This is a genomic window from Paraburkholderia tropica (assembly GCF_014171495.1).
GTDB lineage: Bacteria > Pseudomonadota > Gammaproteobacteria > Burkholderiales > Burkholderiaceae > Paraburkholderia > Paraburkholderia tropica.
Map to the genome: position 1 here is coordinate 1,118,364 of NZ_CP049134.1, position 23,421 is coordinate 1,141,784.

A 23,421-nucleotide genomic window follows, 5' to 3' on the forward strand; every position below is an offset into this window, starting at 1 on the left:
TTTCGGTGATTGACGGTGCGAGATCGCATCGCAGATCTACCATTGCGTGGTACGCCACCAATTCCTAGGGAAGACTTAACACTTGATCTGTGCGATGAGTTAATCGGCTAACTCATCCTACTTTGCGTGGTAACGCCTTGCGCTGTACCCCTCTCAGTTCACCCGAAATCTCCGAAAGGCACGTCAAGCCTCTGCCCCGGCCCTCCATCCGGCGCGGCATACGCCAACTGCAATGTGGCAAAATGTATTCCTCGATTCGACCCGTATTCCAAATGCCAAATCAAACTACATCGGTCGCAGGCGCTCTTGCGGATTTTTTTCAAAAATCGTCATTCCCCATTCTTTTCACTGGTGCTGGGGTATCGATGTTAGCGGGGCTACCTGACTGGAAAGGGCTGTTGAATCGCATGGCGGAGACTATTCGCCCCAACGATCCGATGACCGCGACCCAGATAACGCACTACGTTGCGAGAGGTAGTCTGACGAAGGCAGCGGATTTTTTCTGGATCACCGACGAGACACTTGAAAGCGATAAGCATTTGATCATCAAGACAATCCTTGATGAATACGACGCCAGACCGCTCAAACATCTTGCATCCCTCCCGTTCAAGGGCGTTATAACGACTAACTTCGACCGTTCAATTCTCGACGCAATCGCGCTCGCAGGCCGGCAAGTACCGAGAGACTATCGGCTAGGCGACGCAAGCTTCGGACAAGCAACTTGGGAAACTGAGCCCTACGTAGCGCGAATCCACGGTTGCGCGGAGTTTCCGCAGAGCATGGTTCTGTCGGAAAGGCAGTTCGAGAAGTTGCTAGCTAATGACGCGTACATTGACCTCCTGACGCAAATTTTCCTCCACAGAGAAGTCCTATTTCTCGGATTTTCTTTTTACGATCCAGCGATTCGCTACGTTCTCGAACAGATAGAGAGACGGTTCGGAGTAGCGCCGCCTGGACGCCATATGGCGATACTGCCCGAGTCGAACGCGTCCGAACTCATACAAAAGGCGAGTCGCCTCAATATTGCCGTCATCAAGTATGACGAGAGCAACAAACATGAAGCACTTTGGTCGGGAATCGCGGAGTTTGCCGACACAACGAAACGCGTTCAACAACGCGCATCTGCATCAATAGACCATCCCTATTCGAAAACGAAGCAGTACCTTGCGGCATGTTACGCACGTGTGAGCGTTGCGTCGGAAAATACGCCTCTTCGTGAAATCGTAATCGAAGGCATTCTGTCTGCGTCGCTTCAGCGCGAGCATCCCAAATCGCTCGGTCTTCTTGATCTTCGCGAGACCGTAAGAACTGCGCTTGGCATAAAGGGCAAAGATGTAGACCAGATTGTTGAGGCAGCAATTAAAGAACTTATCGATGCAAAGCTAGTCCGCAAACACCGAGTTGAAGGTGCAAAAGGTAATCGTTTCGCCTGGATTGGCGATCCCGACGCTACGTCTACGTTGAACGATGCCATAGAGTGCCTCAAGTCGAGCCTGATGGACCGCGCTCATGTTCAGGAGGGATGGCGTCCGCCGCCGCACGTTGCTGACACACTCGCGTTGTTCTTGAAGGAAATTGTTCATCGGCGCGGATGGGACTTGGGTGCTGCCTTCGCGGCTGGCAAAGCACCTGACAATTTGGCATTCCGCCCGGTGCTAGCCGAGTGTGCACACAAATTGTCGGCGTTCGATCGTGAGCGTGTGGAACGGACAATTGAGAGCTTGTTTCAGCACCCGACCGAACGAGAGGCGGAACTTCTGGGAGAACTGGGTCGCATAAGCTTCGCCGTCGAGTTGGCGTTCCAAGCCCCGCACACGACCCTACTGCACCGCGCGACGCTTCCGCAGAGAATCTATTTCGATACAAACCTGCTCTTGCCGACGTTCATAGATGGTCACCCTCATCATCAAACTTACGTTGATTTGCTGGGGCGGATAAAAAGTGCTGCCTCAAAAGCGGGAAACAAACTTCAACTCACTGCGTACAGTGGCTACCTTAACGAGATGATTAGCCACAAGAACGCCGCAATGGCGTACGCGAAAGAGGCTGGTGACAATTTTGAAGCTTTGGCTCGCAGCGACGCCTTGTATCATGGCCCGGGCAATATTAATGTGTTCGTTGGTGCGTATGTGAACTCGGTGGAAAATGGGCATCCTCGCGGATTCGAAGCGTTCTTGAAGCGAGTTTCCCCCTACACAACGGAGACAGAACTGAGACGCTGGATTGAGAAGAATGGCTTTGTGGTTGTGGATTCGGTAAAGAATGGGGTCTACGGCAAGCTCTACCCGACTCTTGAGCAGCGTAATGCGACTCGTCTTTCAAATGGAAAGCAACCTATTCTTGTTGAGCATGATGCGTTGCAGCTTTCACTTTTAGATGCGGATCACAAAAAGGGAGAGCGAGCGCTATTCGCTACGGCCGACAGGCAATTGTATGAGGATGTGGCCTCGTCTTCGTTTAAACATCTCACCGAATTTATGGTGAGCCATATTGGAATTGTGCAGTTTGTTGACCTTTTGGTTGGCCTGAAAAGTGACGATCGGACACTTGGTGAGTTGCTGTGGAGCAATAAGGTTTCCGAGAAAGCACAAAGAATTCGCTCGTACCTCACAGTAGAGGCATTGAGCAAGTACGACGCTGCGATGGCAATGACTCTGCATTCGGTTGTTGAAGCCCAGTCTGAAGATATCGCGAAGAAATTGGACCGACAAGGTGCCGATCTAGAATCCCATGATCCTACTACTCGCGTAAAAGCGTTCAAATCGTTAGGGACCCTAGAGGCAAACTTCTTTTCGGGACTTAGCGAGCAGATGTCAAAAAAGAAACGATGAATTCTCTTCGCGTCGCGTTTAGCGACTCGTTTGTGCGGAGCTAAACGGCTCCGCGTCTCATTTGCTCAAATTCAGCCATTGTTCTCGCTTGGTTTCGAGCGCTAAATAGAGGGGGCGTAGTCGTGGCCGAACCTATTTTTCAAATTAGGAACACAGAGAAATCCTTGCCGTAGCGCTGAGTCTGTCGCATCGGAGAGATGCGAGCCAGAGCTTCAACTTAATGGTGTGGCCCGATGCGCGACGGGTTTTTGGCTGATAGAGCGAGTGTTTTTAATAGGCAGTCGCGCCGGTTTAGGTGGAGTGCTGAATCAAGACTCACGCGAATACTCCACGGAAAGGCCATCTCTCTACAAACTTGGCGCGAGCCTGTTCGTAAGTGCGAACCTTCAAGCGGATGGCTTCGATCTTCTGTGGCCCACTTACCAACACCGCCGTGCATAGGCCAATCTCGGGAGCAAAGCTCTCTCGTTGCGCGGCCGCAAAGCGGTCAAGGTCGGCTCTGTCTTGCCTCATTTCGCCGGGTTGCGAACGCAAATCGATAAGGCGTGCGCGAAGGACATCGGCCACACTCTTGCCAGAAGCATCGGCCTTCAAGACTGATTGTTTCGGCAATTCTGGTCAACACAGGGAAATGTGCATTTGCTCGGCCTTCTAAGCCGAGGGTCGGGGGTTCGAGCCCCTCCTGTCGCGCCAAACAAAAAAAGCCCGCAATTTGCGGGCTTTTTGCCATTTATCTGCGATCACCATCGCGCGCGCCTCAACGAAAAGACGCCCCTCAAGCCGCCAGCTTCATCTGCGCGACGATCACCTCGCGCAACCTCGCGAGCCGCTCACGAAGTACGAAGGGTTGATCGATACTCGCGATCCTGAGCGCCGGCGCACTCGCGCGCCCGATCACGATCGTCCCGTAGTCGAACAGTGCGCCGACCGGTCCTTGACGCACATGCACGCGGCGCACATCGCCCAGCTCGAACGCGACACGGCGATGACGCACGATGCCGAAGGTCGCGATCACGCGCTTTCTCGTCAGCGCGAGTTGCGTCGTCAGCAGCAGGGCGATTGCGAACGCGAACAACAACACGCCCGCGCCAAACAACATCGCCGCCGAAAACATCGCGTCGCCGAGACAGCCCACCAGCACGCCCCAGATCATCAACACGATGCCGAACGTGATCCACGGGCTCATGGCCCACATGCTGAGATGGCCCTCATAAACGACCCGCTCTCCGGGAGGCAGCACCGATTCGACGCGCACCATGTTTGATCTCCATTAAATATTGCCTAGTCAACTAATAACAGACTAGTGGATATGATGGAATCATGACTGTGGTCAAAAGTCGCGTTAGAAAAGCCGCTCAAACCGCAAATAAATCGCGCTGTGTCAAAAAAATAGCGGGCAGCCACATGGCTGCCCGCGAAGAAAGCTGGACACCCTGATGTCCAGCGATCGATGGCCGTTGTCGATCAGCGCATCAACGTCTCAAAACATCAGAGCTTCAGGTCGAGCGCGTTGGTCAAATCGCCCATCGTCTGGCCGCCGTTGCTCTTGAGCGCGGCGTCGCGCGTGGTGATGCCTTGCAGCGTCGGCAGCGAGAAGCGGCGCGTGATCAGGCGCAGGATCGACGTCGTGTCGTACTGCGTATGGTCGACGTAACCCTTCTTCGCGTAAGGCGAAATGACGAGCGCCGGAATGCGCGAGCCCGGACCCCAGCGGTCGCCCTTCGGTGGTGCCACGTGATCCCAGAAGCCGCCGTTTTCGTCGTAGGTCACCACGACAACCATGTCCTTCCACTGCGGGCTCTTCTGCAGATGCGAAATCACGTCGGCGATGTGCTGGTCGCCGCTCGCCACGTCGGTGTAGCCCGCGTGCTCGTTCAGGTTGCCCTGCGGCTTGTAGAACGACACTGAGGGCAGCGTGCCCGCGTCGATCGCCTTGATGAACTCGCTGCCGTCCATGCCGCCGTCGAGCAGGTGAGCCGCGCGCGCGGCGGTGCCCGGCGCGTAGTTCGAGAAGTAGTTGAACGGCTGATGGTGCGGCTGGAAGTTCGGCGCCGTCATGTTCGCGCCGTAGATCACGTTCGAGGTGCTGTTCTGCACCGCGCTCACGGCCGCGCCCCATGCGCCGCCGTACCACGCCCACGTGACGTTCGCGTTCGAGAGCAGGTCGCCGATGTTCTGCGCCGACTGCGGCGGCATCGTCGAGGCGTTGTTCGGATCGGCGAGATTCGCTTCGCCGCCCGAGGCGGCCGTATTGCCGCTTGGCTGATACGGCGGCTGCATCGTGTTGACGGCGTAGAAGTCGGGCGTCAGGTTGCCCGACTTCACGAACTTCGGCACGCCGGTGAGCGCCGAGGCCGGCGAGTTCGAAGCGAGCGTGAGCGACACGCCGTCGGCGTTGACGCTGGAAATGGTCGGCTGGGCGGTGGCCGTCGCGGCGTTCGCGTAGTACGGCGTGCACGCGCAGATCAACCATTGGTGGTTCAGGAACGAGCCGCCGAACGCGCCCATGAAGAAGTTGTCGGCGAGCGTGTATTGCTGCGCGATCTTCCAGAGCGGCAGTTTTTCGGCGCTGGTCGTGTAGTGGCCCATCACCAGGCCGCCCGAGTCGGCCCACGCGGCGAACATGTCGTTCTTGCCGCCGTGGATCTGCATCTGGTTTTCGTAGAAGCGGTGATAGAGGTCGCGCGTCGTCGTCGAGAGCGGGACGTTGAAGCCGTTCGGATCGTCGATGGCAAAGGGCGCGTTCGCCATGTTTTCGGTCATCGCCGCGGTAACGACGGGCGTCACGCCCGTTTGCGTCAGGCCGTTCCAGACCGTCGGCAGCGTGGCGAGCACCGAGCCGTCGCGATCGAGCTGCTGCGCGCTCGCGGCCGTGACGTTCTGCAGGCCGTTGGCGCCGGGGAAGTTGCCGTACAGGTTGTCGAAGCTGCGGTTTTCCGCATAGATCACGACGATGTTCTTCACCGACGACAGGCCCGGCTTGCTGTCATTGCCGCCGCAGGCCGCGACGGCCAATGCCGCCGCCGCTGCTGCGATCGGCGTCGCATAGAACCATTTTCTGTTGAACATTTTTTCTCTCTCGCGTTGGGGGCGCCGGGCGGCGAGCGCGGGAGTGACACCGGCCGTCGGGCGAGGCGCAGTGTCTCAGCGAAATTTGACAGCTATATGTAAATAATTACATTTAGCTTTTCTTATCCCTCGATTTGCGTAACGCGCAAATTACACGGCGTCATTGGAATGTCATGAGCCTGACATACGCTTTCGCGACTTCGATGCGTTGCCTGCTGGATGCATCGGTTTTCGCGGCAGCGCGGTGCGCGGGTTCGACGGACCGGACCTGAGCGTACTTTCGCGCGCGCCGCACACCAGTTCGGGGATCAGTTTATGTGGCATCGTTCGGCGCGACGCGCGGCGCTTGAGGGCAGTTTTTCCAACACGCATTCGCAGACTTGCGCGCGCAGGCCGCGCGGTGTTGGCCACGGCCGTTTGCTGATCGCGGCCGCGTTGCTGTCGATGCTGGCGGGCTGCGACGGCGGCACGCAGGACGCGTCGGCCGGGGTGGAAAACGGCACGCAAAACGGCACGCAAAACGGCGCGAGCGCACAGGACGCGCAAGCCCGATCGAAGGCCAACGCACCGGTCAACGGCGCGAAGCTGATCAAGATTTCCGCATCGACGGCCGCGACGCCGACAGCCCAGCTGATAGCCCAGCCGACAACTCAACCGCACGCCCAGTCGCGCGCCGAGGTCTACGCGCAGGTGCGCCGCATGACGGCGCTCGGCAAGCAGATGTTCTTCGATCCGTCGCTGTCGGGCTCGGGCAAGATGTCGTGCGCGACCTGCCACAGCCCGAATCACGCGTTCACGCCGGCCAATGCGCTCGACGTGCAGATCGGCGGCGCCGACATGCATCGTCAGGGTATGCGCGCCGTGCCCACGCTCAAGTATCTGCAATCGGTGCCCGCGTTTGCCGAGCACTATCACGATTCCGACGACGAAGGCGACGAGAGCGTCGACGCGGGCCCGACCGGCGGCCTCACGTGGGACGGTCGCGTCGATCATGGCGGCGACCAGGCGCGCATTCCGCTGCTGTCGTCGTTCGAGATGGCGAGCACGCCCGCGAAGGTGACGGCGGCGGTGCGTGCGGCGCCGTACGCCAACGCGTTTCGCGAGGCCTTCGGCGAGCACGTTTTCGACGACGACAACGCCACCTTCCAGGCCGTGCTGAAGTCGCTCGAAACCTTCGAGCAGGCGCCCGAGGTGTTCTATCCGTACACCAGCAAGTACGACGCGTATCTCGCGGGCAAGACCGCGCTCAGCGCCGCCGAATTGCGCGGCCTGCAACTGTTCAACGACGAGAAGAAGGGCAATTGCGCGAGCTGCCACATCAGCCAGCGCGCCAAGGACGGCGCGCCGCCGCAGTTCAGCGACTTCGGCCTGATTGCGATCGGCGTGCCGCGCAATCGCACGCTCGCCGTCAATCGCGATCCGCGTTTCTTCGATCTCGGCGCGTGCGGGCCCGAGCGCACGGATCTCGATCATCGCGCCGAATTCTGCGGCCTGTTCCGCACGCCGACGCTGCGCAACGTCGCGCTCAAGAAGACGTTCTTCCACAACGGCGTCTATCACTCGCTCGAAGACGTGCTGCGCTTCTACGCGCGGCGCGACACGAATCCGCAGGAGTTCTATCCGGTGGTGAAGGGCAAGGTGAAGAAGTTCGACGATCTGCCGCAGCAATACTGGGCGAACCTGAACACGGAGCCGCCGTTCGACCGCAAGCCCGGCGATGCGCCGGTGTTTTCCGACGCGGAGATCAAGGATGTGATGGCGTTTCTCGACACGCTCACCGACGGCTGGCAGCCCCCGGCGCACTGAGCGCGCGCATGTAAGCGTGCGTTCCGTTCAGGACGACACGATCAGCAGGCAGGTCGCCGTGAGCATCACGAACGACACCAGCAGGCAGATGAAGCCGCCGCGCACCGCGAACTCCGGCCAGGCCGGCGCCTGATCGACGACGCCGAAGCTCAGGTCCGCCATGGCCGGATCGGTGCACGGCGCCTTTGAATGGTGGGCGAGCACCGCCATCAGGCCGATGCACAGCAACGCCAGGACGACGGCGAACAGGCTGAGCGCGGCGGCGTAAGTCATGACAGAAAAATCCTTGTATCACGTCAGTGGATGACAGAGGAATCGTAGAGCCGGGGCAGGCAGGCAGCTATCGGACCAATCCGAAAAACCGTGGGGCAGACTGACGTGGAGCGTCGGACGAAAACAGGGCCCGTGCTATCCTTTTTGAGATCCAACGATTGCCCTACAAGATCGCTCTACAAGGAGAACATTCGATGTCGAAGTCGCCCCGAGTTCTGTCAGGTATTGCCGCCGTGTTGCTGCTCGCGTTCGGCGCGAGCGCGCAGGCGGCCAATCTGGGTTTTCTGCATGACACGCCCGCGTCGTGGATGAAGCAGGCGGACTACGACTCCCTCACGCACGCCGTGCGCGACGCGGTCGCCAACAAGGCGGACGGCGAGTCGTCGACCTGGAACAACGACGGCCTGCGCAACAGCGTCAAGATCGACGCCACCATCACGCCCACCAAGACGGAAAAGGACGGCAACAAGACGTGCCGCGACACGGACGTCGTCGTCAACGCGAAGGGCCAGACGATGACGCTGCATCCGCAGTTCTGCCGCGAAGGCGAGGGTCAGTGGGTCTACCAGAAGCGGCACTGAGCGCGTGGTGAACGGCAAGACCGTGTCGTGCGGCATCGTGCTGCTCGACCCCGAGGGGCGCGTGCTGCTCGCGCACGCGACCGGCACCGACCATTGGGACATTCCGAAGGGACAAGGCGAGACGGGCGAAACCGAGGTGCAGAGCGCGCGGCGCGAGATGGTCGAAGAGACCGGTATCGACGTGAGCGCCGCGCGGCTCGTCGATCTCGGGCGTTTCGCGTATCGGCGCGACAAGGATCTGCATCTGTTCGCGGCGCGCGCGCTGGCGAGCGAGAGCGATCTGTCGCGCTGCGTGTGCGTGTCGATGTTTCCGCGCCGCCACGACGGTGTGATGATTCCCGAGATGGACGCCTGGCGCTGGGTCGCGCCCGCCGACGTCGCTCAGTACGCGAGCCGCAGTCTCACGCGCCTGTTCAACACGGCGCTGTCGCTGACGGAGCTGCATCGGCGGATCGAAACGGCCTGAGCCGGCCAGAGCGTTTCGCGCGCCGCCGCCATGAAAAAAGCCCGCACGGCAAACGTGCGGGCTTTTTCATTCGCGCGATGCTGCGCCGGCGGCCTTACTTGCCCCAGCTGTCGCGCAGACCGACGATGCGGTTGAACACCGGCGCGCCCGGCTTCGAGTCGTAGCGGTCGGCGACAAAGTAGCCGTGACGCTCGAACTGGAAGCGGTCTTCCGGCGCCGCGTTGCGCGCGCCCGGCTCGACGAACGCCTGGACGACGCGCTTCGAGTCCGGATTCAGCGCTTCGAGGAAGTCGCGGCCGCCCGCGTCCGGCTGTTCTTCGCGGAACAGGCGGTCGTAGAGGCGCACTTCGGCCGGCACGGCGTTGTCGGCGCTGATGAACTGGATCGTGCCCTTGACCTTGTAGTTGCTCGATCCTTCGGTGCCCGACTTGCTGTCCGGGAAGTAGTTGCAATGCACGGCGACGATGTTGCCGTCGGCATCCTTCTCCGCGCCCGTGCATTCCACGACGAAGCCGTACTTCAGGCGCACCTTGTTGCCCGGGAACAGGCGGAAATAGCCCTTGGGCGGCGTTTCCTGGAAGTCCTCGCGCTCGATCCACAGTTCACGCGAGAACGTGAATTCGCGGACGCCGCGCTCCGGATGATGCGGATGCACCGGCGCGCTGCACTGCTCCGACTGACCTTCGGGATAGTTGTCGACGATCAGCTTGAGCGGATCGAGCACGGCCGTCGCGCGCGGCGCCTTGTCGTCGAGGTCGTCGCGCAGCGCGCCTTCGAACACGCTCATGTCGATCCACGAATCGACCTTGGTCACGCCGATACGCTCGCAGAACAGCTGGATCGCTTCGGGCGTGAAGCCGCGGCGGCGCACGCCGACGATGGTCGGCATACGCGGATCGTCCCAGCCGTCCACGTGGTTTTCGGTCACGAGTTGCAGCAGCTTGCGCTTGCTGGTGATCGCGTACGTGAGGTTCAGGCGCGAAAACTCGATCTGTTGCGGCAGCGGACGCGTGAACACGCCGGCGTCGGCCAGTTCGTTGAGCACCCAGTCGTAGAGCGGACGGTGATCTTCGAATTCGAGCGTGCACAGCGAATGCGTGATGCCCTCGAGCGCGTCCGAAATGCAGTGCGTGTAGTCGTACATCGGATACACGCACCACTTGTCGCCCGTGCGGTAGTGATGCGCGAAGCGGATGCGGTAGATGACCGGGTCGCGCATGTTGAAGTTCGGCGACGCCATGTCGATCTTCGCGCGCAGCACGTGCGCGCCTTCCTCGAACTCGCCGGCCTTCATGCGGCGGAACAGGTCGAGGTTTTCGTCGACGGAGCGCTCGCGGAACGGCGAATTCTTGCCCGCTTCCGTGGCCGAGCCGCGGTTCGCGCGCATCTCTTCCGGCGTCTGGCTGTCGACGTACGCCTTGCCGCGCTGGATCAGCAGTTCGGCAAATTCGTAGAGCTTGTCGTAGTAGTCGCTCGCGTAGAAGAGGTACTCGTGGTCTTCCTTCTTCCAGTCGAAGCCGAGCCACGTGACCGCGTCGATGATCGAGTTGACGTATTCGACGCTTTCCTTTTCCGGATTGGTGTCGTCGAAGCGCAGGTGACAGACGCCGCCGTAGCGCTGCGCCACGCCGAAGTTCAGGCAGATGCTCTTCGCGTGGCCGATGTGCAGATAGCCGTTCGGCTCCGGCGGGAAGCGCGTTTCCACGCGCTGCGCCCACTTGCCCGAGCGGTTGTCGTCGTCGATGATGTTGCGGATGAAATTGGATGCCGCAGGCGCGTCCGTGCGGTCGGCGTCTTTACGTTCGGTATTCATGCGAAAAGGGAAGTCGTTCGAGGGCGCGCCGCACATCGCACTGCACGTTGCAGGCCAACGTTGCAAGCCGGGCGCCCGGTGGTGCCTTCCATTCTACCTGACGCGCCCCACCGTGCCAGCCCTGGCGCCGGAGCGGGGCGCACAACGCCGCGAAGCAAGGAAAAAATGACGACGATCGACACACGGGTGCGGGTTTTGCCGGGCTACATGAACTCGGGGCCGGGGCACTGGCAGACGCGCTGGGAGGCCGCGCACGCGGGCTTCGCGCGCGTGGCGATGCCCGACTGGCTGCATCCGGACTGCGCGGCGTGGTGCCGTGCGCTGGAGGCGGCGCTGGCGGCCGAACCGCAGCGCGACGGTGAGCGTGAAGGCGAGGGCGGCGTGCTGCTGGCGGCGCACAGCCTCGGCTGCCTGACGGTGGCGCACTGGGCGGCGCGTTTTTCGAGCGCGGCGACGCGCGCGAAGGTCGCGGGCGCGCTGCTGGTGGCGCCGCCGGACCCGCATGGCCCCGAATTTCCGCGCGACGCGAGCGGCTTCGATCCGGTGCCGCTGGCGGCGCTGCCGTTCCCGAGTGTCGTGGTCGCGAGCAGCGACGATCCGTACGGCGGGCTGGATTTCGCGCAACGCTGTGCGCAGGGCTGGGGCAGCCGCTGGGAGGCGATCGGCGCGCGCGGGCACATCAACGCCGAAAGCGGCCTTGGCGACTGGCCGCAGGGCTTTGAATGGCTGATGTCGATGGGTTGATGTCGATGGCGCTAAACGAAATCCGGCGGCGCGCGAAGCGAAGTCCGCTCGCCGCCGGCGCGCCGCCAAGGCGTCAAAGCACGCCTTTTGCGCGCAATGCCTCGATCTGCTCGTCGCCGTAACCGAGCACGCCGCGCAGCACGTCGGCCGTGTGCTCGCCGAGCGTCGGCGGATGGCTCGCCACCACAGGCGGCGTCTCGCTCATCCGGATGGGATTGCGTACGAGCCGCGCCATGCCGCCCGTCGGGTGCGGCACGTCCACCTGCAGGCCGCGCGCGATCACCTGCTCGTTCTCGAACACTTCGCCCAGATCGTTGATCGGCCCGCACGGCACGCCCGCGGCTTCGAGCGAGCCGATCCAGTCGGCCTTGCTGCGCGTGCGGATGAGGTCGGCGACGATCGGCACCAGCGTGTCGCGATGGCGCACGCGCTCCGGATTGGTCGCGAAACGCGCGTCGTCGGCGAGATCGGCGCGGCCCGCGACTTCGACGAACTTGCGGAACTGCCCGTCGTTGCCCACGGCGAGAATGATCCAGCTATCGCTCGTCTGGAAGGCCTGATAGGGCACGATGTTCGGATGCGCATTGCCCCAGCGCACCGGCGGCTTGCCGCTCGCGAGGTAGTTCGTGTTCATGTTCGCGAGCATGGCGACCTGCACGTCGAGCAGCGCCATGTCGATGTACTGGCCCGCGCCCGTGCGGTCGCGGTGCGCGAGCGCCGTGAGCACGGCGATGGTCGAGTACATGCCGGTCATGAGGTCGGCGATCGCCACGCCGGCCTTCTGCGGGCCGCCGCCCGGCAGGCCGTCGCGCTCGCCCGTGATGCTCATGAAGCCGCCCATGCCCTGCACGATGAAGTCGTAGCCCGCGCGCGGCGCATACGGGCCGGTCTGACCGAAGCCCGTCACCGAGCAATAGACGATGTCCGGCTTCACTTCGCGCAGCGAGTCGTAGTCGAGCCCGTACTTCTTCAACTGCCCGACCTTGTAGTTCTCCAGCACGACGTCGCTCTGCGCGGCCAGCTCGCGCACGATGCGCTGACCTTCCGGCGTGGCGATATCGACGGTCACCGAGCGCTTGTTGCGGTTCGGCGCGAGATAGTAGGCGGCCTCGGCGGTGTCCTCGCCGTCGGGCGTTTTGAGATACGGAGGCCCCCAGTGGCGCGTGTCGTCGCCGGCGCCCGGACGCTCGACCTTGATCACGTCGGCGCCGAAATCGGCGAGAGTCTGCGCGCACCACGGTCCGGCGAGAACGCGGGTGAGATCGAGTACGCGGATATGGCTGAGAGCGCCCATGCTGTATGTCTTCCAATATCGTTTTGAGGCGGGCCGTCGAGGCGGCCGTTGCGTCCATATTAAGCGATTCGCGCTCTGCACGGCTTATTTCGGTACAAAGTTTCGCTTGGCGGAACAAATTGCCGCGCGACAGCGCTCGCCCGACGCCCCGCGCGCAACGAATCGTCAAGCGCGTGCACACGCCGCCGCATACGGCGTGGCAGCGATGCACGCCGGTCCGCGGACGCCGCCGCGCGCGTGCGTCGATCCCGTATAATCGTTCGATTCAGCATCGAGGAAACCGCGCACGCGCAAGCTGCGGCCCGTGTTTTCGAGATCAAACAAGATTCAGCACAGACGCCCCGAAGGTAAATACAGCACGCCATGAAAGCCTCCGAAATCCGCGAGAAATTCCTCAAGTTCTTCGAATCGAAGGGCCACACGATCGTGCGCTCGTCGAGCCTCGTGCCGGGCAACGACCCGACCTTGCTCTTTACCAACTCGGGCATGGTGCAGTTCAAGGACGTGTTCCTCGGCGCCGAATCGCGTCCGTACTCGCGCGCGACCACTGCGCAGCGCAGCGTGCGCGCGGGCGGCAAGCACAACGACCTCGAAAACGTCGGCTACACGGCGCGCCACCACACGTTCTTCGAGATGCTCGGCAACTTCTCGTTCGGCGACTACTTCAAGCGCGACGCGATCCACTACTGCTGGGAACTGCTGACCAAGGTCTACAGCCTGCCGGCCGACAAGCTCACGGTCACGGTCTACAAGGAAGACGACGAAGCCTTCGACATCTGGGCGAAGGAAATCGGCGTGCCGGTCGAGCGCATCATCCGCATCGGCGACAACAAGGGCGCGCGCTACGCGTCGGACAACTTCTGGCAGATGGCCGACACCGGCCCGTGCGGCCCGTGTTCGGAAGTGTTCTACGACCACGGTCCGGACGTCTGGGGCGGCCCGCCGGGATCGCCTGAGGAAGACGGCGACCGCTTCATCGAGATCTGGAATCTCGTGTTCATGCAGTTCAACCGCGACGCGCAGGGCAACATGACGCCGCTGCCCAAGCAGTGCGTCGACACCGGCATGGGTCTCGAACGTCTGGCCGCCGTGCTCCAGCACGTGCACAGCAACTACGAGATCGACCTGTTCCAGAACCTGATCAAGGCCGCCGCGCGCGAAACCGGCATCAGCGACCTCACGAACAACTCGCTGAAGGTGATCGCCGACCACATCCGCGCGTGCTCGTTCCTGATCGTCGACGGCGTGATTCCGGGCAACGAAGGCCGCGGCTACGTGCTGCGCCGCATCGTGCGCCGCGCGATCCGCCACGGCTACAAGCTCGGCAAGAAGGGTTCGTTCTTCCACAAGCTGGTGAACGATCTGGTCGTCGAAATGGGCGCGGCCTATCCGGAACTGACCGAAGCGCAACAGCGCGTGACGGATGTGCTCCGCCAGGAAGAAGAACGCTTCTTCGAGACCATCGAGCACGGCATGTCGATCCTCGACGGCGCGCTGGCCGACCTCGAAGCGAAGGGCGGCAAGACGCTCGACGGCGAACTCGCGTTCAAGCTGCACGACACCTACGGCTTCCCGCTCGACCTCACGGCGGACGTCTGCCGCGAGCGCAACGTCACGGTCGACGAACCGGCGTTCGACGAAGCCATGGCGCGCCAGCGCGAGCAGGCGCGCGCCGCGGGCAAGTTCAAGATGGCGCAGGGCCTCGAATACTCGGGCGCCAAGACCACGTTCCACGGTTACGAAGAGATCGCGTTCGACGACGCCAAGGTCGTCGCGCTGTATGTCGACGGCTCGTCGGTCAACGAAGTGAAGACCGGTCAGGACGCCGTGGTCGTGCTCGACCACACGCCGTTCTACGCGGAATCGGGCGGCCAGGTCGGCGACCAGGGTGTGATCTCGAACGCGAGCATCCGCTTCGCCGTCGCCGACACGCTCAAGGTGCAGGCCGACGTCTCGGGCCACCACGGCACGCTGGAGCAGGGCACGCTGAAGGTCGGCGACGTCGTGAAGGCGGAAATCGACGCCGTGCGTCGCGCCCGCACGGCCCGCAACCACTCGGCGACGCACTTGATGCACAAGGCGCTGCGCGAAGTGCTGGGCGCGCACGTGCAACAGAAGGGCTCGCTCGTCGACGCCGATAAAACGCGCTTCGACTTCGCCCACAACGCGCCGATGACCGACGACGAAATCCGTCGCGTCGAGCAGATCGTCAACGCGGAAGTGCTCGCGAACGCGCCCGGCATCGTGCGCGTGATGTCCTACGACGAAGCGGTCAAGGGCGGCGCGATGGCGCTGTTCGGCGAAAAGTACGGCGACGAAGTGCGCGTGCTCGACCTCGGCTTCTCGCGCGAACTCTGCGGCGGCACGCACGTGACGCGCAGCGGCGACATCGGCCTGTTCAAGATCGTGGTGGAAGGCGGCGTCGCGGCCGGCATCCGCCGCGTGGAAGCGATCACCGGCGACAACGCCGTGCGCTTCGTGCAGGACCTCGACGCGCGCATCAACGCGGCGGCGGCGGTGCTCAAGGCGCAACCGGCCGAACTCACGCAGCGCATCGTGCAGGTGCAGGATCAGGTGAAGTCGCTCGAAAAGGAACTGGGCGCGCTCAAGTCGAAGCTGGCGTCGAGCCAGGGCGACGAACTCGCGGGCCAGGCGATCGACGTGAACGGCGTGCACGTGCTCGCCGCCACGCTCGAAGGCGCGGACTCGAAGACGCTGCGCGAAACGGTGGACAAGCTCAAGGACAAGCTCAAGAGCGCGGCCATCGTGCTGGCGGCCGTCGAAGGCGGCAAGGTCAGCCTGATCGCGGGCGTGACCGCCGAGGCCAGCAAGAAGGTCAAGGCCGGCGAACTCGTGAACTTCGTCGCCCAGCAGGTGGGCGGCAAGGGCGGCGGCCGTCCGGACATGGCGCAGGCGGGCGGCACCGAGCCGGCGAACCTGCCGGCAGCGCTCGCGGGCGTGAAGGGCTGGGTCGAAGCGAAGCTGTAATCGCGCAGATTCGCCGATGAAAAAAGGGCTGTCCGCAAGGGCAGCCCTTTTTGTTTTTGTGCCGACGAGCGCGCGTGCTTCAGGCCACAGCCGCCGCGGCGGCTTCGGCGGGCGTGTGCGTTTCACCGCGCGCATGCGCAAGCAACGCCGACTTCAGCGCATCGAGCGCCGGCGACAGATGCCCGCGCCGCCAGACAAGCAGCGTGTCGATCTGGCCGAGCGTGCCGAGCGAATGCACGGCGATGTCGTCGGCATTGCGCTGCAGATCGAGCACCGAGCGCGGCGCGACGGCCACGCCCGCACCTGCCGCCACGCACGCGACGATCGCGTGATACGAGCCCAGCTCCAGCACGCGCGTGGGCCGGATGCCGTGCTCCAGATACCACGCCTCCACGTAGTTGCGATACGCGCAGCCGCGCTCGAACGCGACCAGCGTCGAGAGCGCGACGTCGCCCGGCTGGCGGATCGGCCGATGCCCGCGCGGCGTGATCATCACCAGTTCCTCGCGATAAACGCTTACGTGCTCGAAGACGTCGGCGGCGGGCGGACCCGCGAACGGCGTCGCGACCAGCGCGGCGTCGATCTCGAATTCGCGCAGCCGCTCCATCAGACAGCCAGTCGTGGCCGTTTCCAGTTCGAGCGTGACGTCGGGCCATGCCTGGTGATAGCGCGCGAGCACGCCGGGCAGACGGCTCGCGGCAGCGCTTTCCATGGTGCCGAGCCGCAGCCGCCCCGCCGGCCGCGCCGCCTTGAGCGCGTGACGCGCTTCATCGGCGAGCGCGAGCATCCGTTCGGCGTAGGGCAGCAGCGTTTCGCCGGCGGGCGTGAGCACGAGGCGGCGGCCGTCGCGCGTGAACAGCGGCGTGCCAAGCTCCTCCTCGAGCTGCTTGATGCGCGTGGTCACGTTCGACTGCACGCGGTTGAGCTTGGCGGCGGCGCGCGTCACGCCGTTTTCGCGGACGACGGCCCGGAAGATCGCGAGCTCGGCGAGATCCATGATAGTTCTCTAAACGGGAATGATTCGTTCATCATAATTCATTTTTAAGGAATGTTTTCAGCGACTACCATGCTGGGAAACCTCGTTGCGCGATGCCGCCTCGCGTCGCCCATGCCGCCCCGTTTCTTCGTCTCCTTCCGTGTTTCGCCGATCATGACCGACCTTGCCGCCCGCCGTTCCGGCTCCCAGACCGCCCGCCGCCCGCATGCCGCCCGACGCGCCGCGCTCGCGTGCATGGCGACGCTCGCCGCAGCGCTCGGCATCGGACGTTTCGCGTTCACGCCGCTCCTGCCGCTGATGCTGCACGGCGGCGGACTCGATCTGCAACACGGCGGCTGGCTCGCGTCGCTGAACTACGCGGGCTACTTCGTCGGCGCGGTCGGCTGCGCGGCGCTGCGTTTCGCGCCCGCGCGCATCGTGCGCGCCGGGCTGGCGGCGACGGCGCTGCTCACGCTCGTCATGGGCCTCACGCACGCGTTCTGGATCTGGGCCATCGTGCGCTTCCTGGGCGGCGCGGTGAGTGCGGCGACCTTCGTGTTCGCGTCGCAATGGGGACTGCGCCGGCTCGCGCAACTGGGCGCGCACGAGTGGGGCGGCGTGATCTTCACGGGACCGGGCGTCGGCATCGCGCTGACGGGGCTGGCCGTGAGCGCGGCGGGCGCGCTCGGCGGCATCGATGCGCGCGTCGGCTGGCTCGGGTTCGGGCTGGTGTGCGTGCTGATCGCGGTCTGCGTGTGGCCCGTTTTCGGCGATGAAACGCGCGAGGCGGGCGAGGCGGCGACGTCAGCGGCAGCGTCTGGATCGCCTGCATCGACTGCGTCCGGCGCTTCGGCGCAAGCCGCAACGTCTTCCGGCAGCGGCAGCACGTCGAACCGCGCCGACGCCTTCTGGCTCGTCCTGCTTTACGGCGTGCCGGGCTTCGGCTACATCATCACGGCGACTTTCTTGCCGGTGATCGCGCGCCACGCGCTGCCGGGCTCGATGTGGCCCGACCTGTTCTGGCCGATGTTCGGCGTCGCGTTGATCGTGGGCGCGCTCTCGGCGGCGCGTCTGCCGCTGCACTGGGACAACCGCCTGATGCTGGCCGTCTCGTACGTATTGCAGGCGCTCGGGATCGCGCTCGGCATCGTCTGGCCGAACGCCGCAGGCTTCGCTTTCGGCAGCGTGCTGATCGGCTTGCCGTTCACGGCGATCACGTTGTTCGCGATGCGCGAAGCGCGTCTGCTGCGCGGCGAGCATGCGGCCGCGCTGATGGGCTACGCGACGGGCGCCTACGGCATCGGCCAGATCGCCGGGCCGTTGGTCGCCGCGCCGCTGGCGGCGTCGAGCGGCTCGTTCACGAGTTCGCTCGCGCTCGCCGCCGCCGCGCTCGTGCTCGGCGCGCTGGGGCTCGTTTGGCGCGCGCTGCGTTCGCGCGCCTGAAACGGGGCGAGCGGCACCGCCGGTTTCGTCAGGATCGCCAGGCGCCTCCCGGCATCTTCCCGCATCTCCCGCCATTTCGTGGACGCCGTTTCGTGGATTTTTGCGCCCATGAACGCCGCCGCTGCGCGCCGTCACGTCCACGCCCGCCGAAGCCCACTCGCACGCCAACGCCGATAGCGCACTAAAATGGCAGCTTCGCGCCGCCTGCGCGCGCCTGCCGGGCGGCTCGCAGCGGCGCGGTTGTGTCCCGCGCTTGCTTCCCGCGTCTGTGCCCTGCGAATCCATCGAGCCATGAGCGAATACCAGTTTTGCCCGCGCTGCGCCTCGCGTCTCATCGAGCGCGCCGATGCGGCGCACGAAGGCGGCCGCGTCCGCCGCGCCTGTCCGGACCCTGTCTGCGGCTACACGCATTGGGACAATCCGCTGCCCGTCGTGGCGGCCATCGTCGAATATGAAGGGCGCATTCTGCTGGCGCGCAACGCGGCCTGGCAGGAGGGCATGTTCGCGCTCATCACCGGTTTCCTCGAAAACGGCGAGACGCCCGAAGAGGGCATCGCGCGCGAAGTGCTCGAGGAGACCTCGCTGCTCACCCAGAGCGTCGAGCTGATCGGCGTCTACGAATTCATCCGCAAGAACGAACTGATCATCGCGTATCACGTGAAGGCGACGGGCACGATCGCGCTGTCGCCGGAACTGCTCGAATACCGTCTGGTCGAGCCCGCGAAGCTGCGGCCCTGGCGCGCGGGCACCGGTCAGGCGCTCGGCGAATGGATGCGCCGCCGCGGCCTGCCGTTCGAATTCGTCGAGCGGCCGGGGCAGTGAGTCCGGCGCGCCGTCATGCCGCCTGTGCCTGCGCAGGCTTCCTCAACTTCATGTTCCCGATCCGATGAACCGACCGCTCGCCCGTGACCGTTCCGGCTATCGCCACTTCCTCACCATCACCACGCGCTGGATGGACAACGACGTCTACGGACACGTCAACAACGTCGTCTACTACAGCTATTTCGATACCGTGGTGAACGAGTATCTGATCCGCGCGCAGGCGCTCGACATCGAGCACGGCGAGACGATCGGCCTCGTGGTCGAGACGCAGTGCAACTACTTCGCGCCGCTCGTCTTTCCCGATCGCGTGGAGGCGGGACTGCGCGTGGCGCGGCTCGGTTCGTCGAGCGTGCGCTACGAGGTCGGCCTGTTTCGCGAGGGCGACGCCACGCCCGCCGCGCAGGGCCATTTCGTGCACGTCTATGTCGATCGCGAGACGCGCCGTCCCGTGAAAGCGCTGCCCGACGCGTTGCGCGCGGCGCTTGCGCCGCTCGTCGTCGAGGATGACGCCGACGCCGACGCCGACGCCGACGCCGACGCCGACGCCGACGCCGACGCCGGCGCACGAAGCTAGCCGCCGCGCACATCGACACGCTGTCGTGCAGGCCTTTCTCATCGATACGCTCAACGGCGCGAGCTACGGCCTGCTGCTGTTCCTGCTCTCCGCCGGGCTCACGCTGATCTTCAGCATGCTCGGCGTGCTCAACTTCGCGCACGCGAGCTTCTACATGCTCGGCGCGTATCTGGGCGTGACGCTCGCGGGCTGGTGCGGCTTCGGCTGGGCGCTCGTGCTCGCGCCGCTCGCGGCCGGACTCGTGGGCGCGCTGTTCGAAGTCGCGCTGCTGCGCCGCGCGCGGCCCGGCGGTCCGCTGAATGCGCTGCTGCTGACGTTCGGCGCGGCCTGGGCGATCGGCGAAATCGTCAAGCTCGTCTGGGGTTTGCAACCGCTCGCGGCGACCGTGCCCGCGTGGCTCGACGGTCCGCTGTTCACTTTCGGCGGCGCGGCGTTCTCGCGCTATCGCGGGTTCGCGATGCTGATGTCGGCGGCCATGCTGCTGCTGATTTTCATCGCGCTGCGCGTGTCGCAGACGGGCCTCGTCGTGCGCGCCGCGCTCACGCACGCGGCCGCCGTCGAAGCGCTCGGCCACGACGTGCCGCGCGTGCGCACGCTGGTCTTCGCGCTCGGCACCGCGCTCGCGGCGCTGGCGGGCGTGGTGGCCGCGCCGCTGTTCGTCGTCGAGCCCGCGATGGCCGAATCGGTCGGTTCCATCGTGTTCGTGGTGGTGGTGACGGGCGGGCTCGGCTCGCTCGGCGGCGCGTTCGTGGCGTCGCTCGCGGTCGGTTTCCTGCAGACCTTCGCGGTGGCGAGCGACGTGTCGTTCGGTGCGCTCGCCGCGCGCGCGGGCGTGACGCTCGCGCCCGCGTGGAGCGCGCTCACGCTCGCGCAGGCCGCGCCGCTGCTGCCGTATCTGTTGCTCGTCGCGATGCTCGCCGTGCGTCCGCAAGGGCTGTTCGGCCGGCGCGGCGAGGATGCGTGACGCCATGCGCGCCAAACCTCACGCCGATCGCCCCTTCGCTCGCACGCCGCACACGCGTGTTTCGGCGCTGATGTGGCTCGCGCTCGCGGTGCTGCTGGTCGCGCCGCCGCTCGTCTCGGCGTGGCTTTCGCCGTCGGGCGCGCCGCAAGGCTGGCTGCTCGCGTGTCTCGCGCAAACCGCCGCGATGATCGTGTTCGCGCTCTCGTACAACCTGCTGCTCGGCGAGACCGGCTTGCTCTCGTTCGGCCACGCCGTGCCGGCGGGGCTTGGCGCGCTGGCGGCCGCGCATTGCTTCAACCGCTACGCGATGGCGTTGCCCTTATTGCCCGTGATCGGCGGCGTGGCGGGCGCGGCGGTCGGCGCGTTGACGGCCTGCGTCGCCGCGCGCCGCGCGGGCACCGCGTTCGCGATGATCACGCTCGGCCTCGGCGAACTGGTCGCCGCCGCGGCGTGGGCGCTGCCCGGCTGGTTCGGCGGCGAGGCCGGCGTGCCGATCGACCGCGCGAGCGGCCCGGCGCTCGCGGGCTGGAGCTTCGGCCCTGATCGTCAGGCGTACTGGCTGATCGCGGCGTGGTGTTTCGCGGCGTGCGTGGCGATGCGCGTGCTGTCGCGCGCGCCGTTCGTGCGCCTCGCCAACGCCGTGCGCGACAACCCGCGGCGCGCCGCGTCGCTGGGCGCGTCGCCCGCGCGCGTGCGGGCCGCGATGATCGTGCTGGGCTCGGCGTTCGCGGGCGTTGCGGGCACGCTCGCGCTCATCAACGTCGAACTCGCCGCGGCCGAGAGCGTCGGCATGATGCGTTCGGCCGCCGTGCTGATCGCGACGGTGACGGGCGGAGCGGGCGCGTTCTTCGGTCCGGTGCTCGGCGCGCTCGTGTGGGTGGCGTTCAGCGTCGGCGTGGCGAGCCTCTCGCGCGCGTGGATGCTCTACGTGGGCGTGTTTTTCATCGTGGTCGTGCTGATGGCGCCCGAGGGTCTCGCGGGCCTCGCCGCGCGCGAACGCGCGACGCTCGCGCGTAACGGCTGGCGAGCCTGCGTCGCGCCGTGGTGCCTGGCGCTGCTCGCGGCGATCAGCGGCACGCTCGCGTTCGTGCTCGCGGTGCAATGGGCCTACGCCATCCGTTTCGGCGACGACGATGCGTCGGCCAACGCCTTCGCCGCGCTGTCCACGCATGCGCAGTGGTCGCTCGGCGCGGCGATCGGCGTGTTCAGTGCAATCGGCTGGCTGGCCGCACGCCGCGCCTCTGCGCTGCGCCGCGCACGCTTCGGCGCGAACGTCGCTCACCCGGAGACGCGGCCATGACGATCGCACTGCGGCTGAGCGGTATCGAGAAGCGCTTTGGCGCGACGCCCGTGCTGCGCGGCGTCGATCTCGACGTGCGCGCGGGCGAACGTCATGCGCTGATCGGCCCGAACGGCGCGGGCAAGTCCACGCTCTTCAGCCTGATCGCAGGCGAGCAGCGCGCGAGCGCGGGCCGCATCGAACTGTATGGCCGCGACGTCACGCGGCTCGGCCCGCCCGCGCTCGCGCGCCGTGGCCTCGCGCGCAGCTTCCAGACCACCAGCGTGTTCGCGCGTCTCTCGGTGCGCGAGAACCTGCGCTGCGCCGTGCTCGCCTCGTTGCGCGGCGGCGCGGGCTTCGCGGCGCGCTGGTTCGGCTCCGCGCAGGCCGACGCGCGCGCCGCAGATGTGCTCGACGCCATCGGCCTCGCGCATGCCGCCGAACGCGAAGCGGCGACGTTGAGCTACGCCGAACAACGCGCGCTCGACCTCGGCCTCGCGCTCGCGGGCGGCGGGCAGACGCTGCTGCTCGACGAACCCACGGCAGGCATGAACCGCGCCGAAGCCGCGCGCGCGCTGGCGCTGATCCGCGCGACCACGGCGGGCAAGACGCTGCTGCTCGTCGAGCACGACATGGACGCCGTGTTCGGTCTCGCCGATCGCGTCTCGGTGCTGGTGCAAGGCCGCGTGATCGCCACCGGCACGCCGCAGGCGATTCGCGCCGATGCCGCCGTGCGCGAGGCCTATCTGGGCGCCGACTTCGGCGCGGCATCGTCATGAGCACGACGAGATCGTTACTGCTCGACGTCGCGGGCCTGCGCGCGTGGTACGGCGCGAGCCAGGTGCTGCATGGCGTCGATCTGCGCATCCACGCGGGCGAAATCGTGGCGCTGGCGGGCCGCAATGGCTCGGGGCGCTCGACCTTTGCAAAGGCGCTGATGTCGATGGTCGCCGCCGATGGCGTGCGCCGCTTTGCTGGCGTCGATCTCGCGCCGCTGCGGACCTTCGAGATCGCGCGCCTCGGCCTGGGCTACGTGGCGGAGCAGCGCGACGTTTTCCCCACGCTGAGCGTCGACGAGAACCTGCGGCTCGGCGTTGTGAAGCGCGGCCGCCGCACGCCGCGCTTCACGCTCGACGAAGCGCGCGCGCTGTTCCCGATCCTGCACGAGCGGCGCGCGGCGCGCGCGGGCGTGCTCTCGGGCGGCGAGCAGCAGATGCTCGTGCTGGCCCGCGCGCTGATGGGCGATCCCGATCTGTTGATCGTCGATGAACCGGCCGAAGGTTTGTCCGCGCAGATGACCGCGCGCGTCGGCGATGCGCTGCGCGCGTTGCGCGAGCGCGGCGTCGCGGTGCTGCTGATCGAGCAGCGGCTCGCGCTCGCGCCGACGCTCGCCGATCGCGTCGCGGTGATGGGGCATGGCCGCATCGTATTCGAGGGCGCGCCGGCGGAACTCGCGCAGCGCGAGGACATCGTGAGCGAATGGCTCGGCGTCGGTTGA

19 protein-coding genes are annotated in these 23,421 nt (G+C 65.2%); 13 read left to right on the plus strand and 6 right to left on the minus strand.

Annotated features, from left to right (window positions below; all coding sequences use genetic code 11):
- The first annotated feature begins 272 nt into the window (after positions 1–272).
- Positions 273–2,831 carry an SIR2 family protein gene (locus G5S35_RS05085; protein ID WP_183038697.1) on the plus strand — a complete coding sequence of 853 codons (2,559 nt, stop codon included), beginning with the start codon at positions 273–275 and terminating at the stop codon, positions 2,829–2,831.
- Positions 2,832–3,606: 775 nt separating this feature from the next.
- Here the strand turns inward: G5S35_RS05085 and G5S35_RS05090 are convergent.
- Together G5S35_RS05090 and G5S35_RS05095 are read right to left on the minus strand one after the other, a co-directional pair.
- A complete protein-coding gene (locus G5S35_RS05090) occupies positions 3,607–4,017 on the minus strand; it encodes a PH domain-containing protein (protein WP_176081951.1) in 411 nt (136 codons plus the stop codon).
- A gap of 302 nt (positions 4,018–4,319) precedes the next feature.
- A complete protein-coding gene (locus G5S35_RS05095) occupies positions 4,320–5,900 on the minus strand; it encodes an acid phosphatase (RefSeq protein WP_183038698.1) in 1,581 nt (526 codons plus the stop codon).
- Between the two features lie 315 nt (positions 5,901–6,215).
- Here G5S35_RS05095 and G5S35_RS05100 point away from each other — a divergent pair, with 315 nt between their 5' ends.
- The gene (locus G5S35_RS05100) at positions 6,216–7,706 is read left to right on the plus strand and encodes a cytochrome-c peroxidase (protein WP_237181346.1); all 1,491 of its coding nucleotides are present in this window, start codon (positions 6,216–6,218) and stop codon (positions 7,704–7,706) included.
- Positions 7,707–7,733: 27 nt separating this feature from the next.
- On the opposite strand, the gene G5S35_RS05105 is transcribed toward G5S35_RS05100, so the two are convergent.
- Complete coding sequence (locus G5S35_RS05105) at positions 7,734–7,979, minus strand: hypothetical protein (RefSeq protein WP_065065898.1); 246 nt, start codon at positions 7,977–7,979, stop codon at positions 7,734–7,736.
- Between the two features lie 194 nt (positions 7,980–8,173).
- Between G5S35_RS05105 and G5S35_RS05110 the strand changes: the two genes are divergently transcribed.
- Together G5S35_RS05110 and G5S35_RS05115 are read left to right on the plus strand one after the other, a co-directional pair.
- A complete protein-coding gene (locus tag G5S35_RS05110) occupies positions 8,174–8,560 on the plus strand; it encodes a hypothetical protein (RefSeq protein WP_110329559.1) in 387 nt (128 codons plus the stop codon).
- A gap of 7 nt (positions 8,561–8,567) precedes the next feature.
- On the plus strand, positions 8,568–9,026 hold the full coding sequence (locus tag G5S35_RS05115; protein WP_110329564.1) for an NUDIX hydrolase: 459 nt from the start codon (positions 8,568–8,570) through the stop codon (positions 9,024–9,026).
- A 94-nt stretch (positions 9,027–9,120) separates the two neighbouring features.
- On the opposite strand, the gene G5S35_RS05120 is transcribed toward G5S35_RS05115, so the two are convergent.
- A complete protein-coding gene (locus tag G5S35_RS05120) occupies positions 9,121–10,839 on the minus strand; it encodes a glutamine--tRNA ligase/YqeY domain fusion protein (protein WP_065065896.1) in 1,719 nt (572 codons plus the stop codon).
- 165 nt (positions 10,840–11,004) lie between these two features.
- On the opposite strand from G5S35_RS05120, the gene G5S35_RS05125 reads away from it, so the two are divergent.
- On the plus strand, positions 11,005–11,583 hold the full coding sequence (locus G5S35_RS05125) for an RBBP9/YdeN family alpha/beta hydrolase (protein WP_074987459.1): 579 nt from the start codon (positions 11,005–11,007) through the stop codon (positions 11,581–11,583).
- Between the two features lie 73 nt (positions 11,584–11,656).
- Here G5S35_RS05125 and G5S35_RS05130 read toward each other — a convergent pair whose 3' ends face one another.
- Positions 11,657–12,877, minus strand: coding sequence for a CaiB/BaiF CoA transferase family protein (locus tag G5S35_RS05130; RefSeq protein WP_065065894.1), 1,221 nt, complete (start codon positions 12,875–12,877; stop codon positions 11,657–11,659).
- A 363-nt stretch (positions 12,878–13,240) separates the two neighbouring features.
- Between G5S35_RS05130 and alaS the strand changes: the two genes are divergently transcribed.
- Entirely contained in the window at positions 13,241–15,865 is a 2,625-nt protein-coding gene (gene alaS / locus G5S35_RS05135) for an alanine--tRNA ligase (RefSeq protein WP_065065893.1), read from the plus strand.
- Positions 15,866–15,944: 79 nt separating this feature from the next.
- On the opposite strand, the gene G5S35_RS05140 is transcribed toward alaS, so the two are convergent.
- Complete coding sequence (locus tag G5S35_RS05140) at positions 15,945–16,862, minus strand: LysR family transcriptional regulator (RefSeq protein WP_065065892.1); 918 nt, start codon at positions 16,860–16,862, stop codon at positions 15,945–15,947.
- 153 nt (positions 16,863–17,015) lie between these two features.
- Here G5S35_RS05140 and G5S35_RS05145 point away from each other — a divergent pair, with 153 nt between their 5' ends.
- The 7 genes from G5S35_RS05145 to G5S35_RS05175 all read left to right on the plus strand — a co-directional run bounded on the left by G5S35_RS05145 (position 17,016) and on the right by G5S35_RS05175 (position 23,421).
- A complete protein-coding gene (locus G5S35_RS05145; protein ID WP_183038812.1) occupies positions 17,016–18,284 on the plus strand; it encodes a YbfB/YjiJ family MFS transporter in 1,269 nt (422 codons plus the stop codon).
- A 291-nt stretch (positions 18,285–18,575) separates the two neighbouring features.
- Positions 18,576–19,106 carry an NUDIX domain-containing protein gene (locus G5S35_RS05150; RefSeq protein ID WP_183038699.1) on the plus strand — a complete coding sequence of 177 codons (531 nt, stop codon included), beginning with the start codon at positions 18,576–18,578 and terminating at the stop codon, positions 19,104–19,106.
- Between the two features lie 64 nt (positions 19,107–19,170).
- The gene (locus G5S35_RS05155; protein ID WP_183038700.1) at positions 19,171–19,680 is read left to right on the plus strand and encodes an acyl-CoA thioesterase; all 510 of its coding nucleotides are present in this window, start codon (positions 19,171–19,173) and stop codon (positions 19,678–19,680) included.
- A 25-nt stretch (positions 19,681–19,705) separates the two neighbouring features.
- Positions 19,706–20,644 carry a branched-chain amino acid ABC transporter permease gene (locus tag G5S35_RS05160; RefSeq protein WP_183038701.1) on the plus strand — a complete coding sequence of 313 codons (939 nt, stop codon included), beginning with the start codon at positions 19,706–19,708 and terminating at the stop codon, positions 20,642–20,644.
- 4 nt (positions 20,645–20,648) lie between these two features.
- Complete coding sequence (locus G5S35_RS05165) at positions 20,649–21,944, plus strand: branched-chain amino acid ABC transporter permease (RefSeq protein ID WP_237181347.1); 1,296 nt, start codon at positions 20,649–20,651, stop codon at positions 21,942–21,944.
- Positions 21,941–22,702: an ABC transporter ATP-binding protein gene (locus tag G5S35_RS05170; protein ID WP_074987453.1), complete on the plus strand. Its 762-nt coding sequence runs from the start codon at positions 21,941–21,943 to the stop codon at positions 22,700–22,702. Before G5S35_RS05165 ends, G5S35_RS05170 begins: the two co-directional genes overlap by 4 nt.
- Positions 22,699–23,421: an ABC transporter ATP-binding protein gene (locus G5S35_RS05175; protein ID WP_183038703.1), complete on the plus strand. Its 723-nt coding sequence runs from the start codon at positions 22,699–22,701 to the stop codon at positions 23,419–23,421. The genes G5S35_RS05170 and G5S35_RS05175 overlap by 4 nt, the downstream gene beginning before the upstream one ends.